At 71.0% G+C, this 18030-nt stretch carries 17 protein-coding genes and 1 pseudogene; 3 read left to right on the forward strand and 15 right to left on the reverse strand.

What is annotated here, in order from left to right; genetic code table 11:
* Positions 1–336: 336 nt before the first annotated feature.
* The 7 genes from ACAZ03_RS08685 to purC all read right to left on the reverse strand — a co-directional run bounded on the left by ACAZ03_RS08685 (position 337) and on the right by purC (position 7539).
* On the reverse strand, positions 337–1143 hold the full coding sequence (locus ACAZ03_RS08685) for an endonuclease/exonuclease/phosphatase family protein (RefSeq protein WP_373352759.1): 807 nt from the start codon (positions 1141–1143) through the stop codon (positions 337–339).
* Between the two features lie 199 nt (positions 1144–1342).
* Positions 1343–2677, reverse strand: coding sequence for a sigma-54-dependent transcriptional regulator (locus ACAZ03_RS08690; protein ID WP_373352760.1), 1335 nt, complete (start codon positions 2675–2677; stop codon positions 1343–1345).
* 36 nt (positions 2678–2713) lie between these two features.
* Positions 2714–4459: an ATP-binding protein gene (locus ACAZ03_RS08695; RefSeq protein ID WP_373352762.1), complete on the reverse strand. Its 1746-nt coding sequence runs from the start codon at positions 4457–4459 to the stop codon at positions 2714–2716.
* A gap of 43 nt (positions 4460–4502) precedes the next feature.
* Positions 4503–5171 carry a phosphoribosylformylglycinamidine synthase subunit PurQ gene (purQ, locus tag ACAZ03_RS08700; protein ID WP_373352764.1) on the reverse strand — a complete coding sequence of 223 codons (669 nt, stop codon included), beginning with the start codon at positions 5169–5171 and terminating at the stop codon, positions 4503–4505.
* Positions 5172–5284: 113 nt separating this feature from the next.
* Positions 5285–6322, reverse strand: a complete 1038-nt coding sequence (locus ACAZ03_RS08705) for a zinc-binding dehydrogenase (RefSeq protein WP_373352766.1) — start codon at positions 6320–6322, stop codon at positions 5285–5287.
* A 170-nt stretch (positions 6323–6492) separates the two neighbouring features.
* Positions 6493–6732, reverse strand: coding sequence for a phosphoribosylformylglycinamidine synthase subunit PurS (gene purS / locus ACAZ03_RS08710; RefSeq protein WP_373352768.1), 240 nt, complete (start codon positions 6730–6732; stop codon positions 6493–6495).
* 45 nt (positions 6733–6777) lie between these two features.
* On the reverse strand, positions 6778–7539 hold the full coding sequence (gene purC / locus ACAZ03_RS08715) for a phosphoribosylaminoimidazolesuccinocarboxamide synthase (protein WP_373352770.1): 762 nt from the start codon (positions 7537–7539) through the stop codon (positions 6778–6780).
* 204 nt (positions 7540–7743) lie between these two features.
* Here purC and ACAZ03_RS08720 point away from each other — a divergent pair, with 204 nt between their 5' ends.
* The 3 genes and pseudogenes from ACAZ03_RS08720 (at position 7744) to bmt (ending at position 11365) form a co-directional block, all read left to right on the forward strand.
* On the forward strand, positions 7744–8049 hold the full coding sequence (locus ACAZ03_RS08720; RefSeq protein ID WP_373352772.1) for a DUF1476 domain-containing protein: 306 nt from the start codon (positions 7744–7746) through the stop codon (positions 8047–8049).
* A gap of 1352 nt (positions 8050–9401) precedes the next feature.
* Positions 9402–10184: pseudogene (locus tag ACAZ03_RS08725) on the forward strand (DUF2156 domain-containing protein); the annotation flags it as partial.
* Between the two features lie 167 nt (positions 10185–10351).
* Entirely contained in the window at positions 10352–11365 is a 1014-nt protein-coding gene (gene bmt / locus ACAZ03_RS08730; protein WP_373352774.1) for a betaine--homocysteine S-methyltransferase, read from the forward strand.
* 127 nt (positions 11366–11492) lie between these two features.
* On the opposite strand, the gene ACAZ03_RS08735 is transcribed toward bmt, so the two are convergent.
* The 8 genes from ACAZ03_RS08735 to ACAZ03_RS08770 all read right to left on the reverse strand — a co-directional run bounded on the left by ACAZ03_RS08735 (position 11493) and on the right by ACAZ03_RS08770 (position 17924).
* Positions 11493–12758 (reverse strand): glutamate-5-semialdehyde dehydrogenase, encoded by a 1266-nt coding sequence (locus tag ACAZ03_RS08735; protein WP_373352776.1) that lies wholly within the window; start codon positions 12756–12758, stop codon positions 11493–11495.
* Positions 12759–12783: 25 nt separating this feature from the next.
* The gene (locus tag ACAZ03_RS08740) at positions 12784–13665 is read right to left on the reverse strand and encodes an aminoglycoside phosphotransferase family protein (RefSeq protein WP_373352778.1); all 882 of its coding nucleotides are present in this window, start codon (positions 13663–13665) and stop codon (positions 12784–12786) included.
* Entirely contained in the window at positions 13662–14774 is a 1113-nt protein-coding gene (proB, locus tag ACAZ03_RS08745) for a glutamate 5-kinase (protein WP_373352780.1), read from the reverse strand. Before proB ends, ACAZ03_RS08740 begins: the two co-directional genes overlap by 4 nt.
* Positions 14762–15802, reverse strand: a complete 1041-nt coding sequence (gene obgE / locus ACAZ03_RS08750) for a GTPase ObgE (RefSeq protein WP_373352782.1) — start codon at positions 15800–15802, stop codon at positions 14762–14764. The genes proB and obgE overlap by 13 nt, the downstream gene beginning before the upstream one ends.
* 83 nt (positions 15803–15885) lie before the next feature.
* Positions 15886–16365, reverse strand: coding sequence for a GNAT family N-acetyltransferase (locus ACAZ03_RS08755; RefSeq protein WP_373352784.1), 480 nt, complete (start codon positions 16363–16365; stop codon positions 15886–15888).
* A complete protein-coding gene (locus ACAZ03_RS08760; protein ID WP_373352786.1) occupies positions 16358–16876 on the reverse strand; it encodes a GNAT family N-acetyltransferase in 519 nt (172 codons plus the stop codon). The genes ACAZ03_RS08755 and ACAZ03_RS08760 overlap by 8 nt, the downstream gene beginning before the upstream one ends.
* Positions 16873–17373, reverse strand: coding sequence for a GNAT family N-acetyltransferase (locus ACAZ03_RS08765; protein ID WP_373352788.1), 501 nt, complete (start codon positions 17371–17373; stop codon positions 16873–16875). Before ACAZ03_RS08765 ends, ACAZ03_RS08760 begins: the two co-directional genes overlap by 4 nt.
* Entirely contained in the window at positions 17370–17924 is a 555-nt protein-coding gene (locus ACAZ03_RS08770) for a GNAT family N-acetyltransferase (RefSeq protein ID WP_373352790.1), read from the reverse strand. Before ACAZ03_RS08770 ends, ACAZ03_RS08765 begins: the two co-directional genes overlap by 4 nt.
* Positions 17925–18030 lie beyond the last annotated feature (106 nt).

Consider the following 18030-nt stretch of genomic DNA (forward strand, 5'->3'; position numbering starts at 1 on the left):
CACGGGGGAGGAAGCCGCAGGCCCCGGGGGGGCCGCTGCAATCCTGCCTCTGACAATCGCGCGCGTCATCGCGGTTCTTCTCCGGCGACGAAAGGGATCCGTCGCCCGTTATATCGCCTGGCCTGCCAGTATGGCGGCCGGGGCGCATCGCTGACCCCGGACGGATCCGGCGCCAAATACCTGTCTCAGAGCTCGGGGGGATTGGCCCGGCGCGACTGGAACAGAAACCTCACCGGCGGCGCAGGGTGACCCTGCGAGGGGCCGGTTCTCTCAACATAAGGCCAAGGCGGGGGCCGCTTCAATGGGCAATCGTCCGGCCGGGCTCTGCGGAGGGGGTTATGCGAGGTCGAGGATGAGGGGCCGGTGGTCGGAGACGACGGGCTCCGCGGGGACCGTGAAGGCGGCGACGGGGATATCCGGGGTCACGAGGCAGTAGTCGGCGAAGCGCCCGGGCTTGGGGTAAAGCGCCGTGCGCGTGTCCTTGTGGCCGCGACTGGTGACGAGGTCTTTGAGGCCGGCGCGGGCGAGGATCGCGAAGGTCTCCGCCCCCGGCAGGAGGTTGAAATCCCCCGCGACGACGAGTGGATCGCCAGGAGCGGCCACGTCGCGGACCAGCGCGAGCAGTGCCTCGGCCTGGGCGCGGCGGGCCGAGGTGTCGCCCTTGCCGGAGGGGTCGCGGAGCCCGTGCATATGGGCGACGGCGAGCGCCCGGCCGGTCGCGGGATCGGCGAGGCGGAATCCTTGGGCGGTGCGCGGCACCGGCTCCTCCCCCCAGCCATCCGCGCGAAAGGCGCCGTGGACGAAGCGGCTGAGACTGGCGGTGACCGCCAGATGCGGGGCGATCCAGGTGCCGAGCCCGTGCTCGGAGGGGATCTCGGTGCCGGCGGCATCCTGCAGCGTGCCGCGGGCGGCGGCGGCGAAGGCGGGCTGGTGGCGGGGGAGGAGACGGCAGATGTCGCCGAAGAGATCGGCGCGCTGATCGAGCTGCCGGTAAGGGTCGCGGTAGGTCAGCCAGTCCGGCGAGGGCACGGGCGCGCGGGTGACCTCCTGCAGGAGGAGGACGTCAGGCGCGGCGGCGGGGAGCCAGTCGGCGAGCGCCTCCCAGCACTGACCGCCCCAGGCGTTGAGGCTGACGATGCGCATGGCGGCTGCTCCCCTCTCCCTTCACGGGCAAGTGTCGCGGGTCGGGGCGCCGAGGTCCAGCCGTCGTCAGGGCTGAGAGGCCGGGGGGCCGTCTCCCCCGTCGCCATTGGTGCTCGAACCAATGGCGCACTTGGGTAGCCCCCCAAAGGTATTTGGAAAGGGGCAGAGGCAGGGTGGCCCTGCTGCAGCTGCTGGCGCCTCAGCCGAGGTAATCGCCCCGCGACAGGCCGTATTTGGCCATCTTCTCGTTGAGGGTGCGGCGGGGGAGGCAGAGCTCTTCCATCACCGCGGCGATGGAGCCCTTGTGGCGGCGCATCGTGTTGTCGATGAGCATCCGCTCGAAGGCCTCGACGAATTCCTTGAGGGGCTTGCCTTCGGTCGTCATCGCCGGCTGCGCCTCTTCGCCGTCGCTCATCAGCAGCGAGGCGATGGAGCCGGTGCCGCGTCGCGATTGCAGCACCGCACGTTCGGCGACGTTGATGAGCTGGCGGACATTGCCCGGCCAGGGCGCCTGGAGGAGCTGGGCCGCCTCCTGCGCCGAGAGCTCGGGCGTCGGGCAGCCGTATTCGTCGGCGTAGCTTTCCGCCTTCTGGGTGAAGATCGTCAGGATGTCCTCGCCGCGCTGGCGGAGCGGCGGCACGGTGATCCTGAGCGCGGCGAGGCGGTAGAAGAGATCGGAGCGGATCTCGCTCTCGCAGGTCTTGCCCTCGTCGGCGAGGTTGCAGATCGCCGTGATGCGCGTCTCCGCCGGGGTGCCGAGGTCGTTGAGCGCGGTGAGGAGCCGCGCCTGCGTGGCGCCGGAGAGCTGCTCGATGCCCTCGAGCACCAGCGTGCCGCCGCGCGCCTCCTCCAGCGCGGGGACGGGGCCGCCCTCCTCCGCCGGGCCGAAGAGCCGGCGGGCCAGCGCCTCGTCGTCATAGGCGCCGCAGGGCAGGATGACGAAGGGCTTGCTGGCCCGGGGGCCGACGGCGTGGAGCGCATGGGCCACGAGCGTCTTGCCGGTGCCCGTCTCGCCCTCGATCAGCACATGGCCGTCGGCCTGGCCGAGATCGAGGATATCCTCGCGCAGCCGCTCCATCGCCGGCGAGGCGCCGATGAGCTTGCCCATCAGCGCCGAGCCGTCCGACAGCTCGCGGCGGAGCGCCCGGGCGTCGAGCGAGACGCGGCGGGCCTGGGCGGCCTTCTTGGCGAGCTCGGTCATCCGGTCGGGGTTGAAGGGCTTTTCGAGAAAGTCGAAAGCGCCGATGCGCATGGCCTCTACCGCCATCGGCACATCGCCATGGCCGGTGATCATGATGACCGGGAGCGCATTGTCGACGGTGCGCAGGCGCCGGAGGAACGTCATCCCGTCCATCCCGGGCATCCGCACATCGGTGACGACGATGCCGGGATAGTCGGACGACAGCCCCTTCAGCGCCTCTTCCGCCGAGGCGAAGGTCTCGGTGTCGAAGCCGGAGAGCGCCAGCCACTGGCCGATGGACTGGCGCATGTCCTTCTCGTCATCGACGATCGCGATCTTCATGGCCTTGGTCATTTTCGCTCCTCCCCTTCGGGTCCTGCCTGCTCGCGGCTATTCCGCCGCCTCTATCTGCCGAGCGCCTGCCGGCAGTTCCACTTCGAAAACGGCGCCGCCGAGCGAGGAGTTCCTCGCCGTGAGCCGCCCGCCGAGTTCGGAGACGATGCCGGAGGAGATGGCGAGCCCGAGGCCGACGCCGTCTCCCGGCTGCTTGGTCGTGTAGAAGGGCTCGAAGAGCGCCTCCAGATTTTCGATGCCATGGCCGTTGTCGCGCACGGTGAGGCGAATGGTCTCGCCGGCGGCGAGCACGATGTCGATCGCCGGGTCGGCCTCGTCCTTCGTCGCATCGAGCGCGTTGCGCAAGAGATTGACGATCACCTGTTCGAGACGCAGCCGGTCGCCGGTGGTCATGACAGGAGTGGACGGCAAGGTCCTGGTAATCTTGACCTTTCGGGTCTTGAGCTGCGGTTCCATCATGGCGAGCGCGGACGAGACGGCGGCCCGCACATCCATCGGCGCGAAGGCTTCGGAGCCCTTGCGGGCATAGCTCTTGAGCTGCCGGGTGATGGCGCCCATCCGGTCGATCAGATCGTCGATCCGGTGAAAGCTCGCCAGCGCCTCGTCGGGGCGCTTGCGCTCGAGGAGGAGCCGCGCGCCGGCCAGATAGGTCTTCATCGCGGCCAGCGGCTGGTTCAGCTCGTGACTGACCGAGGCGCTCATTTCGCCCAGAACGGCGAGCTTTGACGATTGCGCGAGGGTCTGCTCGGCGACCTGCAGGTTCTCCTCGGCCTTCTGGCGTTCGGCCATCTCGCGCTGGAGTCGCTGGTTGAGCTCGCGCAGCTCGGCGCTCTCGCGCTGGAAGAGCACCACGCGATTGGCGCTCTTGCGGGAGGAGACCCAGAAACCCCCGGCGAGGAGGATGGCGAAGCCCATGATCTCGAGCGCGAGGACGCCATTCACCCGCTCGCGGACATTGGCATAGGTCGTGAAGGTCACGAGCTTCCAGCCCTGGAAGGGCACGCGAAGTTCGCGGCGGAGCACCGCTTCGCCGGCGACATAGGCGTCGGGCGGCAGGACGGTCCAGTCCTGGGTCATGCGCAGCGCGCGTTCGATGGCGGAGGGCACGGATTGCGTGGCGAGCGCCGCCCTCTCGTCGAGCCCGCGCCAGCGCGGCTCGGTGGAGAGGATGATCCGCTCCTCGCTGTCGAGCACGATCACGGCATCCTGCGTGCCGACCCAGCTCCGCTCGATGGCGCCGAGCGCCGCCTCGACGGCGATGACCCCCAGAAGCGCCCCGCCCTGCTCGACCCGCCGCGAATAGAAGAAGCGGAAGCCGCCGGTCTCGGCCTCCTCCAGCGAGAACATCGTGACGTTGTTGCGCACGGCAGAGAGGAAATGCAGCGTGTTCTTGTGGTTCTCGCCCAGCCGCTCGCGGTTGGTCGCGGCGACGACGCGGCCGTCGCGGTCGAAGAGCATGAGCCCGGCGGCCCCCGATTCCTCCAGATAGGACAGGAGCCGCTGCGAGGAGAGCGAGAAATCGCCGGTGTTCAGCGCCGAGATCAGCTCGGGGTCGCGGGCGAGAAGCTGCGGGACGATGGAATTGCGCTGCAGCTCCGAGACGAGCGAGGCGCCGTAGAGCGCGGCGCGCACCTCGGCGCGGTTGCGTGTGGTCTCGGTGAAGCGCTCGGTCAACAGCGCATTCGTCAGCCAGAGCACGCCGATGACGCTGGCGGTGAAGAGCAGCAGAAGCCCCTGCATCCACAGACGCCGCGACCGCAGGAATGTGCGCCAGCCGTTCATGCGCTGAAACTACGGGCCGCGCGCCGCGCCGGCAAGCGCCGGCTCAGGCGTCCTGCAGCGCGGCGACGAGGCCGTCGAACATCGCCCGCCCGTCGGTGCCGCCATGGCCCTGATCGACGGCGCGCTCGGGATGCGGCATGAGGCCGAGCACCCGGCGGTTGGCGGAGAGCACGCCCGCGATGTCGCCCTGGCTTCCGTTGGGATTGGAAGCGTATCGGAGCGCGATGCGGTCCTCTGCCTGCAGCTCGGCGAGAAGCTCGGGGCCGATGACGTAATTGCCATCGTGATGCGCGATGGGGATCTCGATGCGCTGGCCCTTGCGGTAGAGCCGCGTGAAGGGGCTCTCTTCCGTCGCGACGATCAGCGGCTCGGGGCGCGAGATGAACTTGAGCCCGGCATTACGCATGAGCGCGCCGGGGAGGATGCCCGTCTCGGTCAGCACCTGAAAGCCGTTGCAGATGCCGATGGCGAAGCCGCCGCGCTCGACATGGGCGCGGAGCGCGCCGGTCACCGGCGAGCGGGCGGCAATGGCGCCGCAGCGGAGGTAATCACCGAAGGAGAAGCCGCCGGGCACGGCGACGAGGTCGAGCCCGCCCGGCAGCTCGGGCTCCTTGTGCCAGACCATGGTGACCTCGGCGCCGGCAGCCTTCAGGGCCACGGCGACATCGCGGTCGCAGTTGGATCCGGGAAAGACGAGAACGGCGGCTTTCATCGGGGCACTCCGTAGGGGGGATGGCGCCGCTAGAGCATCGCTTCGCCCCGCGGTCAAGGTGGCAGCGGCGGAGGCAGGGAAATCGGGGGGATTCCCGCGCCCTGCCCCGCGCCTCACGCGGTGAAGTCGGTCACCACGGCCACGCCGGGCGGCGTCGGCCCGTCGAAGGCGGCGAGCTCGGCCGCGACATCCGAGAGCCGCACCTCGCGGCCGATCATGGGCAAGAGGTCGACGGCGCCCGAGGCGATCAGCGAGAAGAGCTGCGGGTAGCGATGCGCCGGCATGCCCTTGGAGCCATAGAGCGCCAGTTGCCCCATGAAGACGCGGCCGAGGTCGATCTCCATCCGCGCGGTATGGCCGATGGGCATGCCGCATTGCACGTGCCGGCCGAGTGGGCGCAGGCAGGCGAGCGAGGCATTGAGCGTCGGCTCGATGCCCACCGCCTCGACGGAGACATGCGCGCCGCCGCCAGTGATCTCGCGGATGCGCTCCGCGGCGCCCGGCTCGGCGGCGTTGACGGTCGCCTCGGCGCCATGGGCGCGGGCATGGGCGAGCTTCTCCTCCACGAGATCGACCGCCACGACGCGTGCCCCCATCGCCCGCCCGATGAGCACGGCGGCGAGCCCGACGCCGCCTGTGCCATGGACGGCCAGCCATTCGCCGGGCTGGAGCGCCGCCCGGTCGGTCAGCCCGTGCCAGGCGGTCATGACCCGGCAGCCGAGCCCGGCGGCGAGCGTCGGGCCCATGTGCTCCGGCAGGCGGGCAAGGTTGTGGGCGCGGGGCACGGCCACATATTCGGCGAAGGCGCCGTCGCTGCCGAGGCCGGGATAGACCATGTCGGGGCAGGTGTGCTCGGCGCCGGAGCGGCAGGCGGGGCAATGGCCGCAGCCGAGAAGGAAGGGCGCGACGACGACATCGCCGATGGCCCACCGCGCGGCAGGGCCGACCTCCACCACCTCGCCACAATACTCATGCCCGCAGATGGCGCCGGGCTTCACGCGCGGATGCTCGCCCGTCCAGGCGTGCCAGTCGGAGCGGCAGATGCCACAGGCGAGAACCTTGAGGACGACGCCATCATCCGGGCAGGTCGGCTCGGGGCGGGTGACGAGGGCCAGCGGGGCCCGGTAGGCTTCGATGATCGCGGCGCGCATGGGGCTCCTCCCTCGGGGTCGGGGAGAGCATGATCGGCGGCGCGCCCGGCGGCAAGGGACGGAGCGAGGGGCTGCCTGCCCTTCGCGCTCCCTGGCGGTATTCGGAGAAAAGCGAGGGGGGCGGTGCTCTCCCTACAGGATAGGCCCGGCCGGCGGCGCGGCCCCTGCCCTCAGGCCAGCTCGACCCGGTAGCTCTCGATCACCGTGTTGGCGAGGAGCTTCTGGCACATGGCCTCCGCCGTTTCGCGGGCGGCGGCCTCGTCGCTTTCGGCGAGGTCGAGCTCGATCACCTTGCCCTGGCGGACGCCCTCAACCCCGTTGAAGCCGAGCGAGCCGAGCGCATGACGCACCGCCTCGCCCTGCGGGTCGAGGACGCCGTCCTTCAGCATGATGGTGACGATGGCTTTCATGGGGAGATTCCGGAAGCTTGGGGGGCGGCCGCAAGGGCCGCCCGGTCAGTTGATCAGCGTCGGCTTCGGCCGGTGCGTGACGTTGGACGGCAGGACGCCCAGCCGCCGGGCCACCTCGGTATAGGCATCCGAGAGCGAGCCGAGATCGCGGCGGAAGACATCCTTGTCGAGATGCGCGCCCGTCTCGATATCCCACAGGCGGCAGGAATCGGGGCTGATCTCGTCGGCCACCACCAGGCGGGGGTAGTCGTTCTCCCAGATCCGGCCGATCTCGATCTTGAAATCGACGAGCTTGATGCCGACGCCATGCATGACGCCGGAGAGGAAGTCGTTCACCCGCAGCGCGAGGCTGACGATATCGTCGAGATCCTGCTGCGAGGCCCAGCCGAAGGCGATGATATATTCCTCGGGCACCAGCGGGTCGCCGAGCGCGTCGTCCTTGTAGGAGAATTCGACGATGGGCCGCGGCAGCGCCGTGCCCTCCTCCATCCCCAGCCGCTTGGCCATCGAGCCGGCGGCGAAATTGCGCACGATCACCTCGAGCGGAATGATCTCGACATGGCGGATGAGCTGCTCGCGCATGTTCAGCCGGCGGATGAAATGCGTGGGAATGCCGATGGACGACAAGCCGGTCATGAAGAACTCGCTCAGGCGGTTGTTGAGCACGCCCTTGCCGTCGATCACATCCTTCTTGGCGCCGTTGCCGGCGGTGGCATCGTCCTTGAAATACTGCACGAGCGTGCCCGGCTCCGGCCCTTCGTAGAGGATCTTCGCCTTGCCTTCGTAGACCTTCTTGCGGCGTGCCATGGTCTCTCCATCATCCGGCGCCGGCCGGGTCGGACCGTCGCGCATCGGCGCTCGGGGGTGGCGCGAGCGCCCTGCCCCCGGGCCCCGGAGGGGCCGGCCGTCTGGCTCGGCTCATACGCCAAGCCCCCCTTGCGGGCAAGAGAGGTGGCGGGCATATGAGACCGTGACCGATGCCGCCCTGAGGCCCATTTTGAGGGGAGAGACATGAGCAGCTTTGACGACCGCGAAAACGCGTTCGAGGCGAAATTCGCCCATGACGCCGAAATGAAGTTCCGCGCCGAGGCGCGTGCCAACAAGCTCCTCGGCCTCTGGGCCGCCGGGCTCCTCGGCAAGGAAGGCGACGAGGCGGAGGCCTATGCGGCCGAGGTCGTGCGCGCCGATTTCGAGGAAGCCGGCAACGAGGACGTCTTCCGCAAGGTGAAGGGCGATCTCGGCGACCGGGCCGACGACGCCACGATCCGCACGCGGATGGCCGAATGCCTCTTGGAGGCCAAGGCCAGCTTCCTCTGAGGCAAGCGACCAGGACGTAGCGCGCGGCCTGCCCCGACGGGGCGGGCCGTTTGCGTCTTGGAGGGGCGGTGGGCCCGAAAACCCACCCTACGCCATGCGGAACAGCTCCGCTAAGTCCCCCGCCCGGTCCGCGCCGGCACGGCGCAGGGCGAGCGCCGGCCCGTCCCGCGGGCTGGCGCTCTCGTGGGGCAGCGCAAAGTTGTCAGCGGGGATGTGGCTGCACGACAAAGTTCGCATCAGATCCGTCACGAGCGCCAACCCCCGGCCCGGCGCTCACCCTCCGCGGCAACCTCCGGCCCATCCCACCCGCGACATCCTTTCCGAGCAATTCGCGCGTTAACACCTCGTTCAACTCCCCCGCCTAAGCCCCGCTCCGGGGTTCAAGAGTTCGGGGGTGCGCGATGTCGCAACATCAACGGCCGGAGCAGTTCCGGCAGGAGGCCGCGGCCGCGCGGCCCTTCCGGCTGCATCTGCGGCGCGTGGCGCTGCCGGTGCTGGCGCTCATTGCCTGCGGCTGGCTCCTTCGGGCCGAGCTGACCTCGCTCAGCCTTGCCGAGGTCGCGGCCGAGGTGAGCGGCTTCTCCGCCGCCGCCTGGGGCGCCGGCCTGGCGCTTGCCCTCGTCGGCCTCTGGTCGATGGGGCGGATGGAGGGGCGGCTCCACGCCATCTTCGCCACCGGCATCGCCCGCCCCCGTGCCCGCCGAGCGGGGATGCTGGCCACGGCCATCGGCCAGGCGCTCGGGCTCGGGGCGCTGACGGGCGGCGCCGTGCGGCTCCGCTGCCTGCCGGAGAGCAGCCTCTGGACGATCTCCAAACTCTCGCTGGCCATGTCGCTCGCCTTCGTCGCCGCGCTCACGGCCATGACGGGGCTCGCGAGGCTCGGGCTCGGCGCCGGGCCCTGGGGTGCGCTCGCCATGCCGCTCCTCCTCGGGATCGCGCTCATGCGCCTCGGCCCGGTGCTGCCGGGGCCGACGCCCGACCGGCGGATCACCGGCGCCGACCTCGCCGCGATGATGCTCTGGACGGCGATCGACGTCGCCGCCTTCGCGCTCGTCATCGGGCTCTTCCTGCCCGGCGCGGTGCCGCCGGCGGAGCTGACGCTTGCGGTGATGACCGCCATGGGCGTCGGGCTACTGTCGCAGAGCCCCGGCGGGCTCGGCGCCTTCGAGCTGGTGCTGCTGGCACTGCTGCCCGCCGTGCCGCAGGCGGAGCTGCTTGCCGCCGTCCTCGCCGCGCGCATCGCCTATCAGGGCGTGCCGGCGCTGGTGGCGGCCGCCCTCCTCCTCCGCCGGCCGCGCCCGATGGCGGAGCCGACGCTCCGCCTCACCCGGGCCGACCCGCGCCTGCCGGCGATGAAGGCGCCGCCGGAAGCCGGCTGGGCCCTCAGCCTGCAGGGCGGCGCGCTGGCGCTCTCCGCCAGCGGGCGGCGCGGCTGGCATCTGCGCCCGGCGCCGGGCACGCTCGCCGCGCTTGGCGCGCCGCTCGGCCGGCCGGATTTCGCCGGGCTCGAGCTGCTCGCCCGCCATCTCGGCCGGCGCCCGCTCGCCTATGACGTGGATGCCCGCACCGCCGCCGCCGCCCGGCTTGCCGGCTGGCAGGTCGTCCGGCTCTTCGACCGCGCGATCATCGACCCGCAGGACTGGCGCGCCGACCGGCCCGCCTGCCGCCAGCTCCGCCGCAAGCTGCGGGACGCGCGCGCCGCCGGGCTGGTGGCCGAGCTCGGCTCCTACGCCCCGCCGCTTGCCGAGATGGGCGCCATCGCCCGCGCCTGGGCGGCCGAGATGGGGGGAGAGCGCGGCTTCTCGACCGGGCGCTACACGCCCGCCGTCATCGTGCCGCAGGTGGTGATCCTCGCCCGCGCCGGCGGCAAGCTCGTCGGCTTCGCCACCTTCCACGCCGCGCCCGGCGAATGGTCGCTTGAGCTCATGCGCTGGCTGCCCGAGGCGCCCAAGGGCACGATGCAGGCCATCCTCGCCACGGCACTGGAGGAGGCGCGGCACGCCGGCATCCCCCGGCTCAGCCTCGCCAACGCGCCCTATCACGCGCCCAAATCCTTCGGGATCGACATCAACGCGCGGCTCGGCGTCGCCGGCCTCCGGCAGTTCAAGGCCGCCTTCGGCCCCTCGTGGGAGCCGCGCTATGCGGCGGCGCCCTCCCGCCCCGTCCTGGCGCTCGGCCTCGCCGCCGCCATGCAGGCGATCTGGCGCCCGGGGCCCCTGCCCGATCCTTTTCCGTTTGAACTCCTGCCCGGCGCGTGTCATTCGCTCAGCGAAAATTCTCTCTCCCTCCAGGAGGCCTCCTCATGCAAGACAAGCTCCGCGCGCTCCTTGGCCAGCGCGACTGGCTCCTCGCCGATGGGGCCACCGGCACCAATCTCTTCAACATGGGGCTCGAAGCTGGCGAAGCCCCTGAACTCTGGAACGAGACGCATCCGGAGCGCATTCAGGCGCTCTACGAGGGCGCCGTCGGGGCGGGATCGGACATCTTCCTGACCAACAGCTTCGGCGGCAATGCCTCGCGGCTGAAGCTGCACCAGGCGGAGGGCCGCGTCGGCCGGCTCAACCGCATCGCCGCCGAGATCGGCCGCGAGGTGGCCGACAAAGCGGGCCGGCCGGTCATCGTCGCCGGCTCCGTCGGCCCGACGGGCGAGATCATGGCGCCGATGGGCCCGCTGACCAAGTCGGCGGCGGTGGAGATCTTCCACGAGCAGGCGGAGGCCCTCAAAGAGGGTGGCGCCGACGTGCTCTGGGTCGAGACCATCTCCGCCGCCGACGAGTTCAAGGCGGCGGCGGAGGCCTTTGCCCTCGCCGACATGCCCTGGTGCGGCACGATGAGCTTCGACACGGCGGGGCGGACGATGATGGGCCTCACCGCCGCTGAGCTGGTGAAGCTGGTGGGCAAGCTGCCCAACCCGCCCGTCGCCTTCGGCGCCAATTGCGGCGTGGGGGCCTCCGATCTCCTCCGCACCGTGCTCGGCTTCTCCGCCGCGGGGCCGGAGCAGCCGCTTATCGCCAAGGGCAATGCCGGCATCCCGAAATATGTCGACGGCCATATCCACTACGACGGCACCCCGGCGCTGATGGCCGATTACGCCGTGCTCGCCCGCGATTCCGGCGCGACGATCATCGGCGGTTGCTGCGGCACGATGCCGGAACACCTCGCCGCCATGCGCGACGCGCTGGAAACCCGGCCCCCGGGCCCCCGCCCTGCGCTCGAAGACGTGGTGGCCAAGCTCGGCGGCTTCTCCTCCGCCTCCGACGGCTCAGGCGACAACGAACCCCAGCGCCGCGCGCGGACGGGCCGCCGCCGGCGCTGATCTGCCTGTTTCATCTGGCCTAAAATACCTCGGGGGTCGCCATTGGTGCGCCATTGGTTCAAGCACCAATGGCGACGGGGCAGAGCCCCCACACGACCTGCGAGCCCGCCCGTCAGGGCGGGCCGAGCTAGCGGCGAACCGCGCCCTTGCCCTCGACGAGATACTTGAAGCTGGTCAGTTGCTCCGCCCCGACCGGCCCCCGCGCATGCATCTTGCCGGTGGCGATGCCGATCTCCGCCCCCATGCCGAACTCGCCGCCATCGGCGAATTGCGTCGAGGCGTTGCGCATCAGGATGGCCGAATCGAGCCGCTCGAAGAAATGCGCCGCCGCCTGATCGTCCTCGGTGATGATCGCGTCGGTATGGTTGGAGCCATAGGTGCGGATGTGCTCGATCGCCTCGTCCACCCCGTCCACCAGCTTCGCCGCGCAGATCATGTCGAGGAATTCCTTGCCGAAATCCTCGGGAGAGGCCTTCACCGTCCCCGGCACCTTGGCCAGATCGCCCGCCGCCCGCACCTCGACGCCCGCCTTGAGGAGCGCCTCGATCAGGATCGGGCCGTGCTGCGTGTAGAAGCGCCAGTCGATCAGCAGGCATTCGAGCGCGCCGCAGATGCCGGTGCGCCTTGTCTTGGCGTTCAGCACGACCTCCAGCGCCATCGCCGGGTCGGCCGTGGCGCCGACATAGGTGTGGCAGATGCCCTCCAGATGCGCGAAGACCGGCACCCGCGCCTCGCGCTGGACGAGCCCGACGAGGCCCTTGCCGCCGCGCGGCACGATCACGTCAATATGCTCCACCATGCGCAGCATCTCGGCCACCGCCTCGCGGTCGCGGACGGGCACGCGCTGGATCGCCGCCTCGGGCAGGCCGGCCTGGCGGAGGCCCGTCACCAGGCAGTCATGGATCACCGCCGAGGAATTGAAGCTCTCGGAGCCGCCGCGGAGGATCGCGGCATTGCCGGCCTTGAGGCAAAGCGCCCCGGCATCGGCGGTCACGTTCGGGCGGCTCTCGTAGATCACGCCGATGACGCCGAGGGGCGTCCGCACCCGGCGGATATGGATGCCCGAGGGCATGTCCCATTCCGCGATGACCTGGCCCACCGGGTCGCGCTGCTCGGCGATGGCGCGCAGGCCCTGCACCATGCCGTCGATCCGGCGCTCGTCGAGCATCAACCGGTCCATCATCGCGGGGGAGAGGCCCTTCTCTTCGCCATAGACGAGGTCTTCGCAATTGGCGTCGATGATCTCCTGCCGGCGCTCCCAGAGCGCGAAGGCGGCGCCCTGCAGCGCCGCGACCTTGCGGTCTTCGGTGGCGAAGGCCAGCTCGGCAGCGGCGGCGCGCGCCTTGCGGCCGATCTCCTGCATCATCGCGTGGATGTCCTGGGCGTCTTTCATGGCTCTCTCCTGTCGGGGGAGAGACTTACGCCCATTCCGCGCCGTTGGGAACATCCGCCAGAGCCCGGCCGAGCGCCTCCGCGAGCGCGGCGTTGAACGCCAGACCCTCCGCGGACCCGCCCCAGGCGCGGGAGAGGCCGGTGAGCGCCAGCGCCCAGGCGAGCGGCCGCGCCGGCTCTTCCGGCGTCAGCGCTTTGGCGAGGGCCCGGATACGGGCGGGGTCGAGCGCGAGGCCGGGCCGGCCGACGGGGTTGCGGAAGAGATTGGCGTGCTCGAAGCCCGGATCGCCCCAGAGCCCCTTGGGGTCGATCACCCGCCAGCCCGAGGGTGTCTCGATGATGTTGTCATGATGGAGATCGCCATGAAGGACGACCGGCGGCCGGGGGCGGGCGAGCAGCGCCCGGGCGGCACGGGCGGGGGCGAGGCCGGGGTCGGTGCTGCCGAGGAGCGGGGCGAAATGGTCCGGCAGATCCCCAAGGGCGGGAAGGGTCGAAGGCGTGGAGGGGGGCTGTCTGCCCCCCGACGCCTGCGGCGCCTCCCCCCGAGGATTTTTCGGGAGCAAAGACGGTGCATGGAGGTGTCGGATGAAATCCGCGAGCCGGGGGAAGGTATCACCGTCGCTGGCGGTGCGGACGCGGTCGCCGAGGGTCGGGCCGTCCAGCCATTCCAGCAACATGGCGTCGGGGGCATGGGCAAGCAGCCGAGCGGCGGCGCGGCCCTGCCAGTGGTGGAGCGCGGTGGCGCCCTGGAGTTCCTCGAGGCCGGCGGGCTTGAGGAGCTTGAGGGCGGCCGGGCCATGCGGGCTGTCGCAGCGCCAGATGCGGGAGGACGGGGTCTCGGCGACCGGGGTGAGCGGGCCGAGGGACCATTGGGCCCGCAGCTCCGCCGCGCGACCCTCGGGGCTCACAGCACCATGTCGTCGCGGTGGATGAGCGCGGCGCGGCCCTTGTAGCCGAGGATCGTCGCGATCTCCGCCGAGCGGCGGCCGCGGATGGCGCGGACCTCCTCCGCCGTGTAGCGGCTGAGCCCGAGCCCCAGCGCCCGGCCCGTGGCGGAGCGGATGGTCACCGGCTCGCCCCGGCCGAAGGCGCCCGTCACCCCGGTCACCCCGGCGGGGAGCAGCGACTTGCCGCCCTTCAGCGCCGTCTCGGCGCCCGCATCCACCACCACCTCGCCCCGCGGCTTCATCGCGGCGATCCACATCTTGCGGGCGACCTGCGGGGTGGTGTGGGCGGTGAACCAGGTGGCGGGGGCGCCGCCTTCGAGGGCCGCGAGCGGCCCAATCGCCGAGCCGAGCGTGATCGCCATGGCGCAGCCGCCCTCCACCGCCAGCCGCGCCGCCATCACCTTGGTGCGCATCCCGCCCTTCGAGACGCCGGAGATGCCGTCGCCGGCCATGGCCTCGATCTCGGGCGTGATCTCGTCCACCACGTCGAGCCGGCGGGCGCCGGGGTCGAGCGAGGGGTTTGCCGTATAGAGCCCGTCGACATCGGAGAGGAGCACCAGCACGTCGGCGCCGATGGTCACGGCGACCTGCGCCGCCAGCCGGTCGTTGTCGCCATAGCGGATCTCGTCGGTGGCGATGGTGTCGTTCTCGTTGACGATGGGGGTCACGCCGAGGGCGAGGAGCGTCTCCATCGTCGCGCGGGAATTGAGGTAGCGGCGGCGGTCGGCGCTGTCCTCGAGCGTCACGAGCACCTGGCCGGTGGTGATGCCATGCGGCGCCAGCGCCTCTTCATAGGCGCGCGCCAGGCGGATCTGGCCGACGGCGGCGGCGGCCTGGGCCTGCTCCAGCGGCAGGGCGCCGGCGGGCAGGCCGAGCGAGAGGCGCCCGAGCGCGATGGAACCGGAGGAGACGAGCACGACCTGCTGCCCCCGGGCGCGGAGGCGCGCCACATCCTCGGCAAGCGCCCGGAGCCAGTCGGAGCGGAGGCCGCCGGGCCCCACGAGCAGCGCCGAGCCGATCTTGACGACGACGCGCCGCGCGTCGCGGAAGGTCGTGTTCAGGGCTCCCACCGCCCCTCCTCCTCGTCGGTCTGCGGAGCTTCCGCCTCCCGCCCCTTGATGATCTCGCGGCGGAGCGCGCGCAGGACGCCCGTCACCCCGTCCCCCGAGACGGCCGACATGGCGTGGACGGGGCCGCCGGTCTTGGCGCGGAAGGCGGCGACCAGCTCTTCGAGGTGATCGGCCGGGATCGAATCCGTCTTCGTCACCACTGTCACCCGCGGCTTGTCGGCCAGCGCGCCGCCATAGGCCTCGAGCTCGCCGAGGATCGTCGCGTGGTCTTCAAGCGGGTCGATCGCCGTGCCGTCGACGAGGTGGAGGAGCACGGCGCAGCGCTCGACATGGCCGAGGAACTGGTCGCCGAGCCCCCTGCCCTCGCTCGCGCCCTCGATGAGGCCGGGGATGTCGGCCACCACGAATTCCGCCCCGTCGACGCCGACCACGCCGAGGTTGGGCACCAGCGTCGTGAACGGGTAGTCCGCGATCTTGGGGCGGGCGTTGGAGGTGGCGGCGAGGAAGGTGCTCTTGCCGGCATTGGGGAGGCCCAGAAGCCCCACATCGGCGATGAGCTTCAGGCGCAGCCAGATCTCGCGCTCCACGCCCTCCTGCCCCGGGTTGGCCTTGCGGGGCGCCTGGTTGGTGGAGGTCTTGAACCGCAGGTTGCCCCAGCCGCCGTTGCCGCCCTTGGCGAGAAGCACGCGCTGGCCCGGCGTCGTCAGGTCGGCGATCAGCGTCTCGCCATCCTCGGCGAGGATCTCGGTGCCGGCGGGGACTCGAAGCGTGATGTCGTCGCCATCGGCGCCGGTGCGCTGGCTGCCCTGGCCGGAGCGGCCGTTCTTGGCGAAGAAATGCTGCTGGTAGCGGAAGTCGATGAGCGTGTTGAGCCCGTCGACCGCCTCGGCCCAGACATCACCGCCCCGGCCGCCGTCGCCGCCGTCGGGCCCGCCGAACTCGACGAATTTCTCGCGCCGGAACGAGGCGGCGCCGTTGCCGCCCGCGCCGGACCGGATGGTCACCCTAGCCAGATCGAGAAATTTCATGCCGCCAATGCCCTAACCTGAGGCGTGGGGCTTACCTCAGGCGGGGCGCGCGCTCAAGCGACTCTCCTGCGCGCTTCTGGCGGTCACCCGCCCCAGTCGGCGCGCGCGAGGCGGAAACGGCGGATGGCCACCACCTCGCGGCGCGACTTCGACCAGTCGAGCTGCAGCGGCAGCTCCTGAAAGCCGAGCTTGAGGAGGACCCGCGCCGAGGCGGGATTGTCCGCCCAGGCGGAGCCGGTGATCGCCTCCACCTCGCCCGCGAAGGCCGCCGTCAGCGCGGCGCGCCCGGCGCGGGTGGCGATGCCGCGGCCGGCGAGGTCCATCCGGTACATGTAGCCGAGATCGTTGTTCACCACGCCCACGGTGCCGAGAAGCCGCCGGCCCTCGAAGACGCCCCAGACGAAGCCGTCGCCGCCATAGGGAGCCGAGCGCGCCTCGCTGAACTCTTTGCGCGGCGGCCAGGGCCAGCCGCCGAGCTGGCGCACGACGGCCCAGTCGGAGGCGATCTCGTGGAGCTGGGCGGCATCGCCCGGGCCGAGATTGCGATAGCTGAGCTCATCCATGGCTGGCCTGCCAGTCTGCCCGCGTCAGCACCAGCTCCACCCCCGGCAGGTCGTGCCCATGCAGGCGCGAGGGCCTCGTGACGCGCGCCGTCTCGCGAAAGCCCAGCCCGGCCAGCAGCCACGCCGAGGCGACATTGGCCTCGAAATGGCCGGCCTCGATCGCCTCCAGACCGGGGCGTGTACGGAAGGCATGGGCGATCAGCGCCGTGGCCGCCTCGCGCGCCACGCCCCGGCCCCAATGCTCCCGGGCGATCATCAGACCGAGCGAGCCGTCCACCAGAGTGACACGGCCCAGATAACGCCCGCCTTCCAGGATCGAGAGCCGCCAGCCGCGGGCCGGGTCGAGCGACAGGAAGCGGGCGGTCACGACCTCCTCCACCGGCGGATGCGGCCAGACGGCGCAATATTCGATGACCTCCCGGTCGCTCACGAGGGCGCGGAAGGCCGCGCGATCCTCCTCCGCCTCGGGGCGGAGGGTCAGGCGGCCCGTGTCGATCACCGTGTCGATCACCGCACCGCCTCCCACGCCTCGCGGGTCAGGACCATTTCCTGCAGGGCCAAAGTCTGGCCCATCGGGCAGTGAAAGCGGGGGAGGAGGCGGGTGGGCGCGAAGCCGAGCTTCGTCAGCACTGCCCGCGAGGGGCCGTTGCCGAGGAAATAGCCCGACAGGAGCGGCGCCTGATCCTCCACGAACCGCCAGCCCAGCACCGCCCGGGCGGCCTCGCTCATGATCCCCTGCCCCCAGACGGGCACGGCCAGCCAGTAGCCGAATTCGTCAGCGGCATCGACGATGCCGACCACCCGGCCGCCCATCTCGATGGCGAAGGCCCCGGCGGAGGCGTCATCGCCGATGAACCATTCCGCATCCGCCAGCCTGTAGGGCCAGGGCGGCGAGGAGAGCCATTGCATGACCCGCCAGTCGCCGATTCCCTCCGCCACCGCCGGCGCATCCGCCGCCTGCAGCGGGCGCAGCCGCAGGCGGGCTGTCCGCAGCTCGGGCAGGCTCATCGTTTCAGCTTCAGCGTATAGGTCCAGGTCGGCACATTGGCGTCGCGGGCCAGGCAGAAGGCCTCGGCATCGCCGAGATAGTCGAAGCCGCAATTGGTCAGAACCCGGGCGGAACCGGGATTGTCCTGAAAGACCTCGGCGAAGAGCTGGGCACTGTCATGCGGGTTGGCGGCGATGAGGGCGCGGAGCGCCTCGGTCGCGAGTCCGGTGTTCCAGAAGGCCGGGGCCACCCAGTAACGCACCTGGGTCTGCGCCCGCTCCAGCGGCGTCAGCACCACGAGCCCGAGGAACTCGCTGCCCCCCGAGGCGGAGCTGTCGAGCGCCCAGACATCCTCAATCCGGTCGTCCGCGCTGGCGCGGGCTATGAAGGCCTCGGCGGCCCCCGGCGGATAGGGATGCGGGATGTTCGGCGTCGCCCGCGCAAGGCGGCGGTCGCCGGCGTAATGCGAGATGAGCCCGGCATCGGAAGGCCGCAGCGGGCGCAGCGAGAAGCGCTCGGCCTCGATCACGGGCTGCACCCTCGACTGGCTCATGTCTTGCGCAGTGGTCATTGTCTCCTCCTCGGCGGATCACCGCCCTAACGGATGGACCTGAAGGAAGCGCGAACCTCGACAATCGTACGAAAAGAAATGCGAAAGGGGGCCGGCGCTGTCGCCG

Origin of the sequence: Pseudoroseicyclus sp. CXY001, from assembly GCF_041714655.1 — a bacterium.
In the GTDB taxonomy this organism is placed as follows: domain Bacteria; phylum Pseudomonadota; class Alphaproteobacteria; order Rhodobacterales; family Rhodobacteraceae; genus Pseudoroseicyclus_A.